Annotated in this window: 12 protein-coding genes and 1 riboswitch; of the genes, 4 read left to right on the forward strand and 8 right to left on the reverse strand. The window is 72.8% G+C overall.

Annotated features, from left to right (window positions below; all coding sequences use genetic code 11):
- The first annotated feature begins 71 nt into the window (after positions 1 to 71).
- The gene (locus ACUKCB_RS24690; protein ID WP_473037980.1) at positions 72 to 1,274 is read left to right on the forward strand and encodes an AAA family ATPase; all 1,203 of its coding nucleotides are present in this window, start codon (positions 72 to 74) and stop codon (positions 1,272 to 1,274) included.
- 116 nt (positions 1,275 to 1,390) lie between these two features.
- Here ACUKCB_RS24690 and ACUKCB_RS24695 read toward each other — a convergent pair whose 3' ends face one another.
- The 5 genes from ACUKCB_RS24695 to ACUKCB_RS24715 form a co-directional block, all read right to left on the reverse strand.
- Positions 1,391 to 1,864: a hypothetical protein gene (locus tag ACUKCB_RS24695; RefSeq protein WP_473037981.1), complete on the reverse strand. Its 474-nt coding sequence runs from the start codon at positions 1,862 to 1,864 to the stop codon at positions 1,391 to 1,393.
- 256 nt (positions 1,865 to 2,120) lie between these two features.
- Positions 2,121 to 2,801, reverse strand: a complete 681-nt coding sequence (locus ACUKCB_RS24700) for a DUF2306 domain-containing protein (RefSeq protein WP_473037982.1) — start codon at positions 2,799 to 2,801, stop codon at positions 2,121 to 2,123.
- Between the two features lie 87 nt (positions 2,802 to 2,888).
- Positions 2,889 to 3,557 carry a response regulator transcription factor gene (locus ACUKCB_RS24705; RefSeq protein ID WP_473037983.1) on the reverse strand — a complete coding sequence of 223 codons (669 nt, stop codon included), beginning with the start codon at positions 3,555 to 3,557 and terminating at the stop codon, positions 2,889 to 2,891.
- Positions 3,554 to 4,693 carry a sensor histidine kinase gene (locus ACUKCB_RS24710; protein ID WP_473037984.1) on the reverse strand — a complete coding sequence of 380 codons (1,140 nt, stop codon included), beginning with the start codon at positions 4,691 to 4,693 and terminating at the stop codon, positions 3,554 to 3,556. The genes ACUKCB_RS24705 and ACUKCB_RS24710 overlap by 4 nt, the downstream gene beginning before the upstream one ends.
- A gap of 2 nt (positions 4,694 to 4,695) precedes the next feature.
- On the reverse strand, positions 4,696 to 5,733 hold the full coding sequence (locus ACUKCB_RS24715; RefSeq protein WP_473037985.1) for a GlxA family transcriptional regulator: 1,038 nt from the start codon (positions 5,731 to 5,733) through the stop codon (positions 4,696 to 4,698).
- Between the two features lie 70 nt (positions 5,734 to 5,803).
- On the opposite strand from ACUKCB_RS24715, the gene ACUKCB_RS24720 reads away from it, so the two are divergent.
- Complete coding sequence (locus ACUKCB_RS24720) at positions 5,804 to 6,643, forward strand: alpha/beta fold hydrolase (protein ID WP_473037986.1); 840 nt, start codon at positions 5,804 to 5,806, stop codon at positions 6,641 to 6,643.
- A 56-nt stretch (positions 6,644 to 6,699) separates the two neighbouring features.
- Here the strand turns inward: ACUKCB_RS24720 and ACUKCB_RS24725 are convergent, their stop codons facing one another.
- The 3 genes from ACUKCB_RS24725 to ACUKCB_RS24735 all read right to left on the reverse strand — a co-directional run bounded on the left by ACUKCB_RS24725 (position 6,700) and on the right by ACUKCB_RS24735 (position 11,890).
- Positions 6,700 to 9,090, reverse strand: coding sequence for a cobyrinate a,c-diamide synthase (locus ACUKCB_RS24725; RefSeq protein ID WP_473041124.1), 2,391 nt, complete (start codon positions 9,088 to 9,090; stop codon positions 6,700 to 6,702).
- Between the two features lie 71 nt (positions 9,091 to 9,161).
- Entirely contained in the window at positions 9,162 to 9,776 is a 615-nt protein-coding gene (gene cobO / locus ACUKCB_RS24730; RefSeq protein ID WP_473037987.1) for a cob(I)yrinic acid a,c-diamide adenosyltransferase, read from the reverse strand.
- On the reverse strand, positions 9,776 to 11,890 hold the full coding sequence (locus ACUKCB_RS24735; RefSeq protein WP_473037988.1) for a VWA domain-containing protein: 2,115 nt from the start codon (positions 11,888 to 11,890) through the stop codon (positions 9,776 to 9,778). The genes cobO and ACUKCB_RS24735 overlap by 1 nt, the downstream gene beginning before the upstream one ends.
- A 28-nt stretch (positions 11,891 to 11,918) precedes the next feature.
- Positions 11,919 to 12,056, reverse strand: a riboswitch (cobalamin riboswitch).
- Positions 12,057 to 12,110: 54 nt separating this feature from the next.
- Here ACUKCB_RS24735 and cbiE point away from each other — a divergent pair.
- Both cbiE and ACUKCB_RS24745 read left to right on the forward strand, forming a co-directional pair.
- Entirely contained in the window at positions 12,111 to 13,343 is a 1,233-nt protein-coding gene (cbiE, locus tag ACUKCB_RS24740; protein WP_473037989.1) for a precorrin-6y C5,15-methyltransferase (decarboxylating) subunit CbiE, read from the forward strand.
- Between the two features lie 202 nt (positions 13,344 to 13,545).
- Positions 13,546 to 14,148, forward strand: coding sequence for a Uma2 family endonuclease (locus tag ACUKCB_RS24745; RefSeq protein WP_473037990.1), 603 nt, complete (start codon positions 13,546 to 13,548; stop codon positions 14,146 to 14,148).
- The last annotated feature ends 19 nt before the right edge of the window (positions 14,149 to 14,167 follow it).

Here is a 14,167-nt window from a genome sequence, read left to right on the forward strand (position 1 = left end):
TAACCACGACACCTCCCCCTTCGGTCCGAGTGGAACGACGACAACGAACGCTGGGAGCTATGCACAAGCGCTTGCTGGAACTCGAAGTCCAGAACTTCCGGAGTCTGCGCCAGGTCAGCATCCCGCTTGGCCCCCTCAACGTCTTGGTAGGACCCAATGGTGTGGGCAAGACCAACCTGTTGGACGTCTTCCGCTTCCTGGCCGACATCATCCAGACCGACATCGAGCCCGCTCTGGAAGGGCGTGGTGGCTTCGAGAGCACGGCGTTCCGTGGTGGGAGCCGACCCCCCTCCAACATCCGTATCCAGCTCAAGGCGACCTGGACGAAGCACAGCAGCCCCAACGCGCCCGATGAGTACGCGCTTCAGATCACGAGGCGTCGTAGGGAAGGCAAAGACACGCTTTCCCGTCAGGAGAGCTTCCAGTTCAAGAGGACCAAGGGGCGCGGGCGCCGTATCACCATCCAAGGTGAGAAGGCGCAGGTCGTGGACACTCGCAGGAGCGAGGACGAAGACCCGGTCACCCGCTCCATCGGCCTGCAACGCTTCAGCAGCGGTCTGTCCACCCTGCCGCGTCTGAGCGACGACGCAGGAGGCAGTGAAGTCGCCGCTTTGGCAGAAGGGCTCGCGGCGTTCCGTGTGTTCGACGTGGACGTGAATTCAGCTCGCTTCCCGTCCCGCATCGCCTTTGGCTCCCTTCCCGAGGCCGTGCTCGCGGAAGACGCCTCCAACCTCGCGTTCTCCCTGTTGGCGCTCAGGGAGAATGATCTCGTCTCATGGGAACGGCTGGTAGCTGACGCCAGGGAAGTACTGCCCCAGCTCGAAGGCATCGACTTCGAATTCCCTTCCGGAGCGGCACGCGAAGTCGTCGTGGTCCTGCACGAGTCCGGACTTCGGGTCCCCACTCAACTGGCGGACGCCTCGTACGGAACCATCCGGCTCCTCGGACTCCTCGCGCTTCTGTACGATCCGAACCCCCCGGCTCTGACCTGCATCGAGGAGATCGACCACGGGCTCCACCCCCAAGCGTTGGAACTCCTCGTGGAACGCATACGTGAGGCGAGTGAGCGCACCCAGTTCCTCATAGCGACCCACTCGCCAGCACTGGCTGACAGACTCAGACCAGACGAACTCATCGTCTGCGAGCGGGGTGAGGACGGGGCGTCCCGGATTCCGGCAGTGTCTCAGGAACGGTTGGAAGCCATCGTGGAACGGAGCGAGGGCCTCCCCCTGGGGGAGCTGTGGTTCTCGGGGGTCCTGGGCGGTGATCTGTGAGTGGTCGAGGCCAGACTCGACGCAAAGGGCGTCCCAGAAGCGTCATCGTCGTTGCGGGTGAGGACCGTAACGACCGGGAGAGCCTGAGGACCCTCCTGGAGGAGAAGCATCCGGAGCTACGCGGAAACGTTGTACAGATCAAGGACACCGTCCGTCTGCACAAGGCAACGGGAGCGAACCTCACCCATCGGGTCCGCTCCATCCTCAGCAAAGCGGAGGGTGTCGCAGAAAAGCAAGGGCCAGGGACTCAGGTCGGCTGCCTCTACGTGCACGAGGACTTCGACGCCGTTGACGGCCCTGCCTACCGGGAAGCCCACCAGCGTGTGGAACGGGAGATCCACCGTCAGATGGGCCACGGGCACTACGTCCTCGCGGTCGCCGAGATGGAGGCATGGATGCTCCTCTTTCCCGCAGCGCTGCCCAAGGTGGTGAAGGCGTGGAAGCTCCCTGCCAAGCACGCTGGTAAGGACACCGGACGCTTCCCCGACCCGAAGAGCATCCTCAAGCACGAGGTCTCGGGGGGTAAAGGGCGTAAGTACACCGAGTCCGATGCACCCGACGTTTTCCGTGCCGTTGTTGAGGGCGGCCACCTGGACTCACCTCAAGGAACCAACAGTTCCTGGAAGCGATTCTGGCAGGACGTAGAGCTGTGTGGACGGGGGCATCTCCGCAGGTGACAGGGCCTCGGTAGGCGCCGAGGGTCGTGCCGAAGCTCGCCCGGAACACGGGCGGCTTGCACGTCCTTGCGGCCGCCTGACCGCGTCCGGACAGCGTCGCGGTGCGGTGCCCCCGGCCTCCGTCAGGGCTGATGGGAGTGCCGCACCACCGCCGCCCCGGCCACCGCCTTCACTCCGGCGTGCGCTCCGGCACGCGCCGGACGGCACGGGGACGCCGCAGGGTCCGGTGGATGACCCACTCGGCCACCGCCATGTTGATCACCCACCCGGCTCCCATGAGCAGCGCCCGGCTGAGCTGGTCGTACTCACCGACCAGCAGTGTCCAGGGCAGGTGGGTCAGCACCTGCGTCCCGGCCCCCTGCCCGATCGCGTAGGCGCGGATCATCCAGGCACCGTGCCGGGCGAACTCCCGGCGCCGCGCCGCCACGAAGCCCAGGATCAGCGCGAGGGCCATGGCCGCACCGAACACCAGCCGCTGCACGGTCAGGAAGCCCGTGTCGATCGCCGGGATCGCGTAGAACAGCGTCATCCACAGCCCCGACAGCGCGGCGACCAGCCCCAGGGGCACGAGCAGCCGGCCGGAGGCCCTGTGCCATAGGGGACGTCGGCGGCGCAGGGTCGGGGAGAACTGGAGGGCTCCCAACAGGCAGTAGGGGGCCGCGGCGAGGACGTGCAGCACCACGGGCAGGGGTGAGGCGGCGAAACGGGCGTTGTCGGCGGTGACCGGCGCGCCGGTGGCCAGCTCGCCGAGGCGGAAGGCCCCGGCTACGAGGGGCACGACGCTCAGCACGATCAGGAGGGCGATCACGGTCCACTCGGCACGGGCCGGGGGTTTCACGGTGGTGGTCATGTCCTGATCGTGGCCGCCGGGAGGGGCGCCGGACATCGGAGCACAGGCCGGGATCCACTCGGCCGAAAGTACGGGTACCGCACCGTACTACCGGTCCCGGCGTCCCCGGACACGGCCGGTCTCGTAGGCCCACATGGCGATCTCGACCCGGTTGCGGACCCCGAGCTTGGCCATCAGGCTCGTGATGTGGGTCTTGACCGTGCTCAGCGCGATGTGGCACTCCTCGGCGATCTCATGGTTGGTGCGACCGTGCGCCACGGCGGCGAGGACCTGCTCCTCCCGGCCGGTCAGGGGTTGCAGGGGCTGGGCAGGATGCCCTTCGGGGCCGGAAACGGCGAAAGCGTCGAGCAGCCGGGCGGTCACGCTCGGGGCGATGAGCGCCTCGCCCGCGGCGGCGGCCCGCACGGCCCGGGTGAGCAGATCGGTTCCGGCGTCCTTGAGCAGGAACCCCCGGGCACCCGCCCTGAGGGCGGCGTAGACGTACTCGTCGAGGTCGAAGACGGTGATGACGACGACGGCGAGGGGGCCCTCGACCTCGGGCCCGGCCAGCGCCCGGGTCGCCTCCACCCCGTCGAGCACGGGCATCCGGATGTCGAACAGGCACACGTCCGGGCGCAGCCGCCGCCCCAGGTCCACGGCCTCGCGCCCGTCCGCGGCTTGGCCGATCACCTCGATGCCGGGTTGGGCGTCCAGGATCATGGACAGGCCGGTACGCACGATCTCCTGGTCGTCGGCCACGACCACCCGGATACTCACGAGGGCGCCCCCGAACGGGGCAGCACGGCGGTCACGGTCCAGCCTCCGTCGGGGTTCGGGGCGGCCTCGCAGCTGCCCCCGAGCAGTTCGGCGCGCTCCGCCATGCCGATGATCCCGTACCCCGGCAAAGCGGTCGGCCGCAGGCGGCCGGTGTCACCGTCGTCGCTCACGCTCAGGCGCACCGAAGTGTCGTCGGCGGCCACGCGAACGGTGACGAGGGTGGCGTCGCGGGCGTGGCGCCGGGCGTTGGTGACCGACTCCCGGGCCAGGCGGTGGACCGCGGCCGTGACCGACGGCGGGAGGTCGTCGAGGGAACCGGTCACCTCCACCGCCACGGCCGGGCCCGGTCCGGCCCGGCAGGCGAGTTCCTCCAGGTCCCCGATGCCCGGGTTCGGCGAACGATCGGTGGGCCCGTCCCGGCGCAGGGCCCGCACCATGGTGCGCATCTCGTCCAGGGCACGGGAGGCCTCGGACTCGATAACCCCGAGGGCCTCGACGGCGGCCTCCGGTCGGGTCCGGGCGACCGCCTGCCCGGCCTGGGCGCGGATCGCCATGGCCGAGACGTGGTGGGCGACGGTGTCGTGCAGTTCCCGGGCGATGTGTTCGCGTTCGAGCAGCTGGGCGCGGTCGATCTCGCGCGCTCTGGCCCTGCCTCGGTAGCGCAGCGCCGCGCCGAGGGTGCCGGTGGCGAACAGGACGGCGGCACCGCCCAGGAGGTCCGCCGCCGGTGCCCCGTCGAGGAACAGGTCGACGGAGGAGGACAGGAGGACGATCGCGGCCCCCGCCGCGACCTCCCGGCCGGACCCCCACCGCACCAGCGCGTAGGGCAGGGCGAGGAAGTACACCGTCGTGTACATTTGCCCGGCCCCTCCGCCGGTCGCCAGGGTGAGCACGGTCGCGCCGCCGAAGACCGCGGCGACCACGGCCAGCGGGCGGGTCCGTCGCCACAGCAGGGCGGGGGCCAGACCGGCGACCACCGCGACGGTCGGGACCGGCCAGGGCAGGTCCGGCCGCAGGGCGCCCTCGGTCAGCGCCGCCAGCGCGCACACCACGACGAGGGCCCCGTCCCACCACGTGGGTCCCCGCGCGCCGGGAGGGCGGGGTTCGTTCCACAGGGAACGGAGCAAGCCGTGCACAGCTACAGGCTAGCCGGGCGGCCCTGGCGGCGGATCGGCCGAAAGTCGGAGACGGGGCCCACGGACGCAACCGGGCCGCCGCCTTCGTGCCGGGACTGGCAGAAGGCCCTCCGGTAGGCGCCGGGCGTCGTGCCGAAGCTCGCCCGGAACCGGCGGCGCAGGTTCACCGCCGAGGCCAGGCCGACCCGGGCAGCGATGGCCTCCACCGGGAGGTCCGTCTGTTCCAACAGCACCCGTACCGTGTCCAGGCGCCGACGGAGCAGCCACTGCCCCGGGCTGGTGCCCAACTGTTCGGTGAACCTGCGGGAGAGGGTCCGGCGGGACAGCCCGGCGTGTTCGGCGAGCCGGTCGAGGGCCAGCCGGGTGTCGAGCCGGGCCGCGGCCCAGTCCAGCAGTGGCGCCAGTGACTCCTCCGCCTCGGACGGGACGGGCCGCGCGGTGTACTGGAGCTGGTCCCCCTCCCGGTGCGGTGGCAGCACCATGTTCCTGGCGATCCGGGCCGCGTACGCCGCTCCGTGGTCCCGGCGCACCAGGTGCAGGTACAGGTCGATGCCCGCCCCGGTCCCGGCGCTGGTCGCCACGTCGTCGTGGTCCACGTAGAGCACCTCCGGGTCCACACGCACCTCGGGGAAGGCGGAGGCGAGCCGGTCGGTGTGGCGCCAGTGGGTGGTGGCGCGGCGGCCATTCAGCAGCCCGGCCTGGGCGAGGAGGAACGCCCCCGTGCAGGCGGCCACGATCCTCGCTCCGCGCTCGTGGGCGGCCCGCAACGCCTCGGCGACGGTCGACGACACCGGCGCACCGGGCGGCTGTCGGCCCGGGACGACCACGGTGTCCGCCTCCGACAGAGCAGCCAGACCCGTGTCTACGAGCACCGAGTAGCCGGCGGTGGTCCGTAGCGGTCCTGGGTGCTCGGCGCAGACCCGGAAGTCGTAGCGTGCCGGTGCGTCCGGTGTGTCCATGCCGAAGACCTCGGTGGCACAGGCGAGTTCGAAGGGGGACTGGGGCGGGTTGAGCAGTGCCACGACCCGGTGCAGGCTCATGGCACGAATGTACCCATGGGTGTCCTCCCGGGCTCTGTGCCCGTGGGCCGATTCCGGCCACAGTGGTCCCATGAGCGAAACCACCGAGACAGGCGTGCAGAGGGCAGAGGTCCGGACCGGGAGCGGGACGGCCAGTTACCTGACCGCGGGAGGGGACGGCCCGGCCGTGCTGCTGTTGCACGGAACCTACTGGAGCCGGGCCTGGCTCCCGGTGTTGGGCCGCCTCGGGCAGGCGGGGCTGCGGCCCGTCGCGCTCGACTTCCCCGGGCTCGGGCGTTCGGGAGGCGAACTCACCCCGGTAACGGCCGCCGTCCCGGCTCTCGCGGACCGGGCGGCGGAGTTCGCGTCCGCGCTGGGGCTCTCCGGGCCCGTCGCGGTCGCGGGCCACGACATCGGCGGCGCCGTCGCCCAGCACCTCCTGGTCCACGGCCGGGTGGAGGTCTCCCGGCTGGCCCTGGTCAACTCGGTCACCTACGACTCCTGGCCGGTGCCCGGGGTGGCCCGGTTCCGGGACCCGGAGGTCGTCGCGGCGACCACCGCCGACGAGTTCCTCGCCGCCCGCCGGAAGGCGGTGACGACGGCGCTGGCCGGTGCCGCCACCGAGCAGCTCGTCGCCGACTACCTGGACCCGTTGACCGATCCACGGGTCCGGCGGTCCTGGATGGCGCTGGCGGGCGCCGCCGACGACCGCCACACCCTCGACCTGGTCCCCGGACTGCGGCGGTCCACGGTGCCCAAACTGCTGGTGTGGGGCGAGGACGACGGCTTCCAGAAGGTGGAGTACGCCGAGCGGTTCGCATCGGAGATCCCGGAGAGCACACTCGTCCGGGTTCCGGAAGCGGGACACATCCCGATGGAGAACGATCCCGCCCGGGTCGCCCGTGCCCTCGTCGAATTCTTCGCCGGGTAGTGCTTACACAGCGCGGCCGGGCCGGGGACCGGCCTGCGAACCAGGCGGTCCTCCCGCTACATCCCCGCCAGGGCGGCGAGCAGCTTCCGTGTGGTCTCCGGCGGGCGCACGGCCACCCGTACCCAGACGGCGTCCAGCCCCGGGAAGGTGTCGGCCCGACGCACGGCGATGCCCTGTTCGCGCAGCCGCGCATGGACCCCTTCGCCCGTCTTGACCAGTACGAACGGGGCCCGGGAGGACACGAACTCCAGCCCCGCCCCGCGCAGGCCGGACTCCAGGTCGGCGCGCCAGCCGTCGAACTCCTTCGCCCGGCGTCCCGCTTCCGCGTTCGCTTCCTTACCCATGCAGGCGACGGTGGCGGCGATCGCCGGCGCCGACACCGACCAGGGCGTCTGCACCCGAGCCAGCTCGCGCACCACGGCCTCGTCACCGACCACGTACCCGGCCCGGATGCCCGGGACCGACCAGTGCTTGGTGAGACTGCGCAGTACCACCAGTCCCGTGATCCGCTCCCCGGCCAGGGACTCCGGTTCCCCGGGCAGGGCGTCCATGAACGCCTCGTCCACCACGACCAGCCGCCCGGGGCGGCACAGTCCGCGCAGCGCCTCGGCCGGGTGCAGGACACCGGTGGGGTTGGTGGGGTTGCCGACCATCACCAGGTCCGTGTCCTCGGGGACGGTGGCGGGGTCGAAGGCGAACCCGTCGCGCTCCGCGCAGAGCACGGTGGTGACGGTGTGCCCGGCCTGCTCCAGGGCGGCGTGCGGCTCGGTGAACTGGGGGTGCACGACGACGGGACGCTTCCACGGACGCAGCCGCGCGACCAGGGTGAAGGCCTCCGCCGCGCCCGCTGTCGGCAGGACCTCGGCGGGCGCCCGGGAATGCCGACGCGCGACGGCCCCGCGTGCGGGTCCGGGATCGGGGTAGACGCCCGCCTGGTCCAGGCTCTCCCGCAGCGCCCGGTCGAGCCAGGCGGGCCGCTGCCCCGGGTGGACGTTGACGGCGAAGTCCAGCAGCCCGCCGCGCGCCTCCACGTCGCCGTGGTGGCGGAGCGGGTCGGCCAGCGGCGCGATGCCCGCTCCGGTGCTCCGGGCGGCGGGGGAGGGCTCGGGCGTCGGTGCCGGTGCGACGGCCGGGGCGGTGCGCACGGCCCCGGCGAACCTCGCGGCGAGCTCCGGGTGTCCGGCCCAGTGCGTGTGCAGGTAGGAGGCGTGCAGGCTCGGAGAGGCGAAACCCTCCGGCGCGCCGTCGATCTCCCAGGCCGGGCGGTCCCCGTGTCCGGGTGTCAGGGCCGTGCGGTGGAACTCGTGGCCGGTGATCCGCTCCCCTGTCCGGGTCAGCAGGGTGTCCCCGGGCGAGACCGCCTCGGGGTAGCGCAGGGTGAGCCGCTTCGTCATCCGCGCATCGGCCGGGATCGCCCCCGCCATGCCGTGGCCGTCGAGTGATGCGGCGAGGTAGAGCAGGCCCGCGCACTCGGCGACGGTCGGCACCCCGTCGCGGACCGCCTCGCGCAGTTCGGCCAGCAGGCTCCGGTTCGCGGCGAGCTCGCCCGCGTACACCTCCGGGAAACCACCGCCCAGGTAGATCCCCCGGGTACCGGCCGGAAGCCCGGTGTCCTCCAGCGGGTCGAACGCGACGACCTCGCATCCGGCCGCGGTGAGCAGCTCCTCGGTCTCGGTGTAGCGGAAGGTGAAGGTCCGGCCCCCGGCCACGGCGACCACCGGGCGTTCGCCCCCGGCAGGTGTGGCCACCTCCGCTGCCGGGGCCCAGGGGCGGGCGTCCAACGCGGGCGCCGAACGGGCCACCTCCAGCAGGGCGTCCAGGTCCACGTGGTCGGCCACGTGCTCACCGAGGCGTTCGACCACCCGCGCCGACCCCTCCCGCTCGGCCGCCGGGACCAGCCCGAGATGCCGGGATGGGCTGGCGATCCGCTCGTCACGCGGGACCACACCGAGGACGGGCAGGCCGACCGAGCGGGTGATCTCGGCGACGTTGCGCGCCGAACCGGCCTTGTTCAGGATCACGCCGACGACCTCGACCGCCGGGTCGAAGTCCGCCATGCCCTTGACCAGCGCACCCACCGAACGGGACATCCGGGACACGTCCACGACCAGCACCACCGGGGTGCGGGTCAGGGCCGCCACGTGCGCGGAGGAGGCGAACCCGTCGGTGCCGATCCGCCCGTCGTGCAACCCCATGACACCCTCGACGACGGCCGCGTCCGCGCCCCGGGCTCCGTGCAGGAGCAGCGGCGCCACCCGATCCGCACCGACCAGGTGCGGGTCGAGGTTGCGGCCGGGGCGGCCGGTGGCCAGCGCGTGGTAGCCCGGGTCGATGTAGTCCGGGCCGACCTTGTGGCCGCTCACCACCAATCCGGCGTCTCCCAGCGCGGCCATCAGCCCGGTGGCGATCGTGGTCTTGCCCTGCCCGGTCATGGGCGCGGCGACCATCAGCCTCGGCAGGGGCGTCGGCGGGGCCGCGGGTCGGGGCAGCTCCGTCGGCCCGGAGGCCGCCGGGGTCGTCACCACTCGATCCCCCGCTGGCCCTTGCGGCCCGCGTCCATCGGGTGCCTGACCTTGGTCATCTCGGTGACCAGGTCCGCGGCCTCCACGAGCCTGGGATCGGCGCGGCGGCCGGTGACGATGACGTGCTGGCGGCCCGGCCGGTCCCGCAGGGCGGCCACGACGTCGTCGGCGTCGACCCAGCCCCAGTTGATCGGGTAGGTGAACTCGTCGAGGATGAGCAGGTCGTGCGTCTGCTCGGTGAGCCTGCGCTTGATCTCCGCCCAGCCCTCGGCCGCGTCCGCCGCGTGGTCCTCGGTGCTGCCCTTGCGGCGGCTCCACGACCAGCCCGAACCCATCTTGTGCCACTCCACCGGACCGCCCTCGCCGGTCTCCTCGTGCAGCTGACCCAGGCGTTCGAGCACGGTCTGCTCGCCGATGCGCCACTTCGCCGACTTCACGAACTGGAACACCCCGATCCGCCAGCCCTGGTTCCAGCCGCGCAGGGCGAGCCCGAACGCGGCGGTCGACTTGCCCTTGCCGTCCCCGGTGTGGACGGCGAGCACGGGCTGGTTGCGGCGCTGCCGCGTGGTGAGCCCGTCATCGGGGACGACGAGCGGTTTGCCCTGGGGCATCAGGCGGCCCTTTCTCTCACGGCGGTGCTCAGCGCGTCGGCGCTGACCTCGCTGACGGGGAGGTGCTCGGCACCCATGCGGGTGGCGAGGGCTGCGGCCAGGCCCAGCCGCATCGGGCCGGACTCACCGTCCACGACGACGGTGGCCACACCCAGTTCGGCGACGTGGTCGGCGGCCGCCAGCGAACGGCCGACCGAACCCCGACCCCCGGTGGCCCGGCCGTCGGTCACCAGGACGAGCAGCGGACGCTGCCTCGGGTCGCGCAGCCGCTCGCGCCGCAGGATCCGGGCGGCCTCCAGCAGGCCCTCGGCGAGCGGGGTGCGCCCCCCGGCGGGCAGTTCGTCCAGGCGGGCGGCGGCGGTGTCCACCGAACGGGTCGGCGGCAGCACCAGCTCGGCCCTGGTTCCCCGGAAGGTCACCAGACCGACCTTGTCGCGGCGCCGGTAGGCGTCCAGGAGCAGGGACAGGATGGCGGTCTTGACCTCGCCCATGCGTTTGCGCGCCGCCATCGAGCCGGAGGCGTCCACGCAGAACAGCACCAGGTTGCTCTCCTGCCCCTCACGCACCGCGACGCGCAGGTCGCGGGGGAGCAGGCTCACCCGGCCGCCGCCGTGCGGGCGGGAGGCCGCCGCCTTGACGGTCTCCACCAGGTGGAGCGAGCTCCCCGAGCCCCCGCCGGGAGGTTCGGCCCCGATCCGGCGGCCCCGGGTGCCGAGGGCGCGGCTGCGCCGGCCGTCCGCACCGATCCCGGTGCCCCGGGCGGTGAACGTTCGGGGGCGGTAGGGGGTGCTCGCCCCGACCGTGGTGCCCGGCGCGGGCCGGGAACCGTCGCCCTCGGCCTCCTCGGTTTCTTCTGGTTCCCGGGCCGGGGCCTGGGAGTCCTCCGGGCCCCGGGGCTGTTCGGGTGGCTGGTCCGGTTGGTCGGGACCCGGGTCCGGGCCCTGGGCGGGATCCGCCTCCGGACCGTCGGTGGCCGGGGCGCCGTCCTCCTCGGGCCCGCCGTCCCGGCCGGGGGTGGGGTCGTCGGAGTCCTCGGGGCCGTCGGAGCCGCCCGGTGGTTCCGGGTCGTCCGGCGGCGGCTCCTCGTCGCCCAGGATCCGGTCCAGGAGCTCCTCGTCCAGCCCCGGTGCGTCGAACGGGTTCCGTCGGCGCCGGTGCGGCAGGGCCAGCAGGGCGGCGCGGCGGATGTCGGCCCGGGTGACCGAGGTCCGCCCCTCCCAGGCGGCGTGTGCCAGGGCCGTGCGCGCGGTCACGATGTCGGCGCGCAGGCCGTCCACCTCGAACGCCGCGCACACCTGCGCGATCTTCAACAGCGCGGCGTTGGACAGGCGGGCGTGCCGGACGGTCTCCCGGGCCGCCGCGATCCGCTCGGCCAGGGCCTTCTCGGAGGCGCCGTAGCGTTCCGCGAACGCGGCGGCGTCGGAGTCGTAGGCCATCCGTCTGCGGACCACCTCGACCCGGGCGGCCGGGTCGGCGGGCGCGGCCACCTCGACGGTCAGCCCGAACCGGTCCAGCAGCTGCGGGCGCAGCTCGCCCTCCTCGGGGTTCATCGTGCCGATGAGCAGGAACCGGGCGGCGTGCTCCACCGAGAACCCGTCCCGCTCCACGGTCACCCGGCCGGTCGCGGCGGCGTCCAGGAGGAGGTCGACCAGGTGGTCGTGGAGCAGGTTGACCTCGTCGACGTAGAGGAGGCCGCGGTGGCTCCGCGCCAGCAGCCCCGGTTCGTAGGCGACCTGGCCGTGCGTGAGCGCCTGCTCCAGGTGCAGGGAGCCCAGGACACGGTCCTCGGTGGCGCCGACCGGGAGTTCGACCAGGCGCACCGGGCGGCTCTCCACGGCCGTGCCCGCCGGGAAGGGGCCGTCCGGTGACTCCTGCGCGGGGTCGGCGGGGTCCACGGAGAAACGGTCGCTCCGGTAGACCTCGACCGGCGGCAGCAGGGAGGCCAGGGCCCGGACCGCGGTGGACTTGGCGGTGCCCTTCTGGCCACGGACCAGGACACCGCCGATCTCCGGGGAGACGCTGGCCAGCACGAGCGCCAGGCCCAGGTCGTCGAGTGGGTCGGCGTCGCAGCCGACGATCGCGGAGAAGGGGTAGTGGGACGTCCGCAATGGCATGTGAGGCTCCCGCTCGTTTCGCCATCGGTCATGGGCGGGTGCGGGGCCGGTCTTCGGACTTACCGAGTCCTCCTGTCCGGAGGCTCGGCTCACCGCAGCGGGCCTGTGCCGGAATCTCACCGGGCTTCCCAGATTCTCCCCGGGCACCGTCCCCACCGTTTCCGATGGTTGGGCAGCCGGGGCACCTCACACCTTCGGCCGCCACGATAGCGTCCTGCCCATGAAGGTCGAGACGTCCCCTCCCCGAATCACCGTCGTCGGCGTCGGCGCCGACGGCTGGCAGGGCGTGCCCGAGAGGCTGCGCGAGCTGGTTCTGGCGGCCGACACGGTACTGGGCGGGCGCCGGCACCTGGCCATGCTGCCGGACGTGCCCGGCCAGGAACGCCGCGCCTGGCCCTCCCCGTTGCGCGAGGGCCTACCGGGACTGCTCTCCTGCCTCGAAGGCCGCGCCGTCGTCGCGCTGGCCTCCGGTGACCCCCTGGTGTCGGGGATCGGCGGCACCCTGGTCGAACTACTCGGCGCGGACGCGGTGCACGTCGAACCCGCCGTCTCCTCGGTGTCCCTGGCCCGCGCCCGGATGGGCTGGCCGGCGCAGGGGTGCTCGGTGCTGACCCTGGTCGGGCGCGATCCGCGACTGCTGATGCGTGAACTGGCGCCCGGCCACCGCGTCCTGGTGCTCTCCTCCGGCGCCGACACACCCGGGACGGTCGCCGCCCTGCTGGCCGGTGCGGGCTACGGGGCCAGCCGGATGACCGTCCTCGGCGACCTGGGGTCGGCCGCGGAGTCACGGCTGGAGAGCACGGCCCACGACTGGCTCGGCGCACCGCCCGAGGAGGTCCCCGCACTGCACGTACTGGCGGTGGAACTCGCCGGACCGGCGGGGTACGGGCTGGTCGCCGGACTGCCCGACGAGGCCTTCGAGCACGACGGGCAGTTGACCAAGCGGGACCTGCGCGCCTGTGCCCTGGCCCGGCTGGCGCCCGCACCGGGCCAGCACCTGTGGGACGTCGGGGCGGGCGCGGGCTCGGTCGGTATCGAGTGGATGCGCGCCCACCCCTCGTGCACGGCCACGGCGGTGGAGGCCGACACCGGGCGCGCCGATCGGATCGGGCGCAACGCCGGGCGGCTCGGCGTCCCGGGTCTGCGCGTGGTCACCGGCCGGGCCCCGGACGCGCTGGCCGGGCTGGGCGCCCCCGACGCGGTGTTCGTCGGCGGCGGCGCCACCCGGCCGGGCGTGCTCGACACCTGCCTGGACGCACTGGGTACGGGCGGCCGACTCGTGGTGCACGGGGTGACGCTGGAGACCGAGCAGCTGCTCGCGGACGCCTACCGGAGCCACGGCGGGGAGCTGACCCGGATCGCGGTGGAGACCACCGCGCCCATCGGCACCTTCACCGGCTGGACCCCCGCCCGCACCGTCACCCAGTGGTGCCTGACCGTGCCCGACCGGTGACGTTCGGAGTGAGCCGGTCGGTCCCGGCTCCCGGAATTTCCACCACGGGCATGCCCGCGCTCCCTCCCCGGCGTTATTCTGGCCGTGTGGAGGGTCCCGAACCACCGCGCTCGGCGACTTCCTCGACGAGCCACCGAACGCTCGTGCCGGAGATCGCGTCCGTGTCGTCACCACCCGCCACCGGCATCGCTCAGGGGGCCACATGACCGTCACAGAGCACCACCCGCCGCCCGGTATGCCGACGTTCCCCATGGGGACCGACCTGTTCGAGCACCTCGCGGAACAGGCGTTCGAGGCCGACCGTGTTCGTATGGAGATGTTCAACGGGAAGGTCTGGGTCCACAAAGTGACCGACGGAGCCCACGCGGGGATCCTCACCTGGCTGATGCGTGAGTTCATGGCCCACCGTCCCGATCTGGACCTCCTCACCAGCGGGCTGGGCATCAAGGTCGATACTTACCGCAACGGTCGCGCCCGCCCCGACGGTGTCCTCGTTCCGATCGGTCACTTCGACCAGGCGGGGGAGTGGGCCGAACCGGACGGCGTCCTGGCCGTGGTCGAGGTCACCTCCTGGGATGCCGACACCCACGCCCGCGACCGTGTCGGGAAGCCCGCCGCCTACGCGGAGACCGGTATCGGCGTCCACCTGTTGGTGGACCGCGACGCCAACGCCGTGGTGGTGCACAGCCGCCCTGTCCGTGGCCAGTACCTGGACCGAAGCGCCCACCCCTACGGTGAGGCCGTGCCGATCCCCGGGACCGGAGTCACCCTGGACACCGCCGGGCTCAAACGCTTCACTCGCTGAGGCGGCCGCCCCGGACCTG

This window comes from Nocardiopsis moroccensis (genome assembly GCF_055763695.1).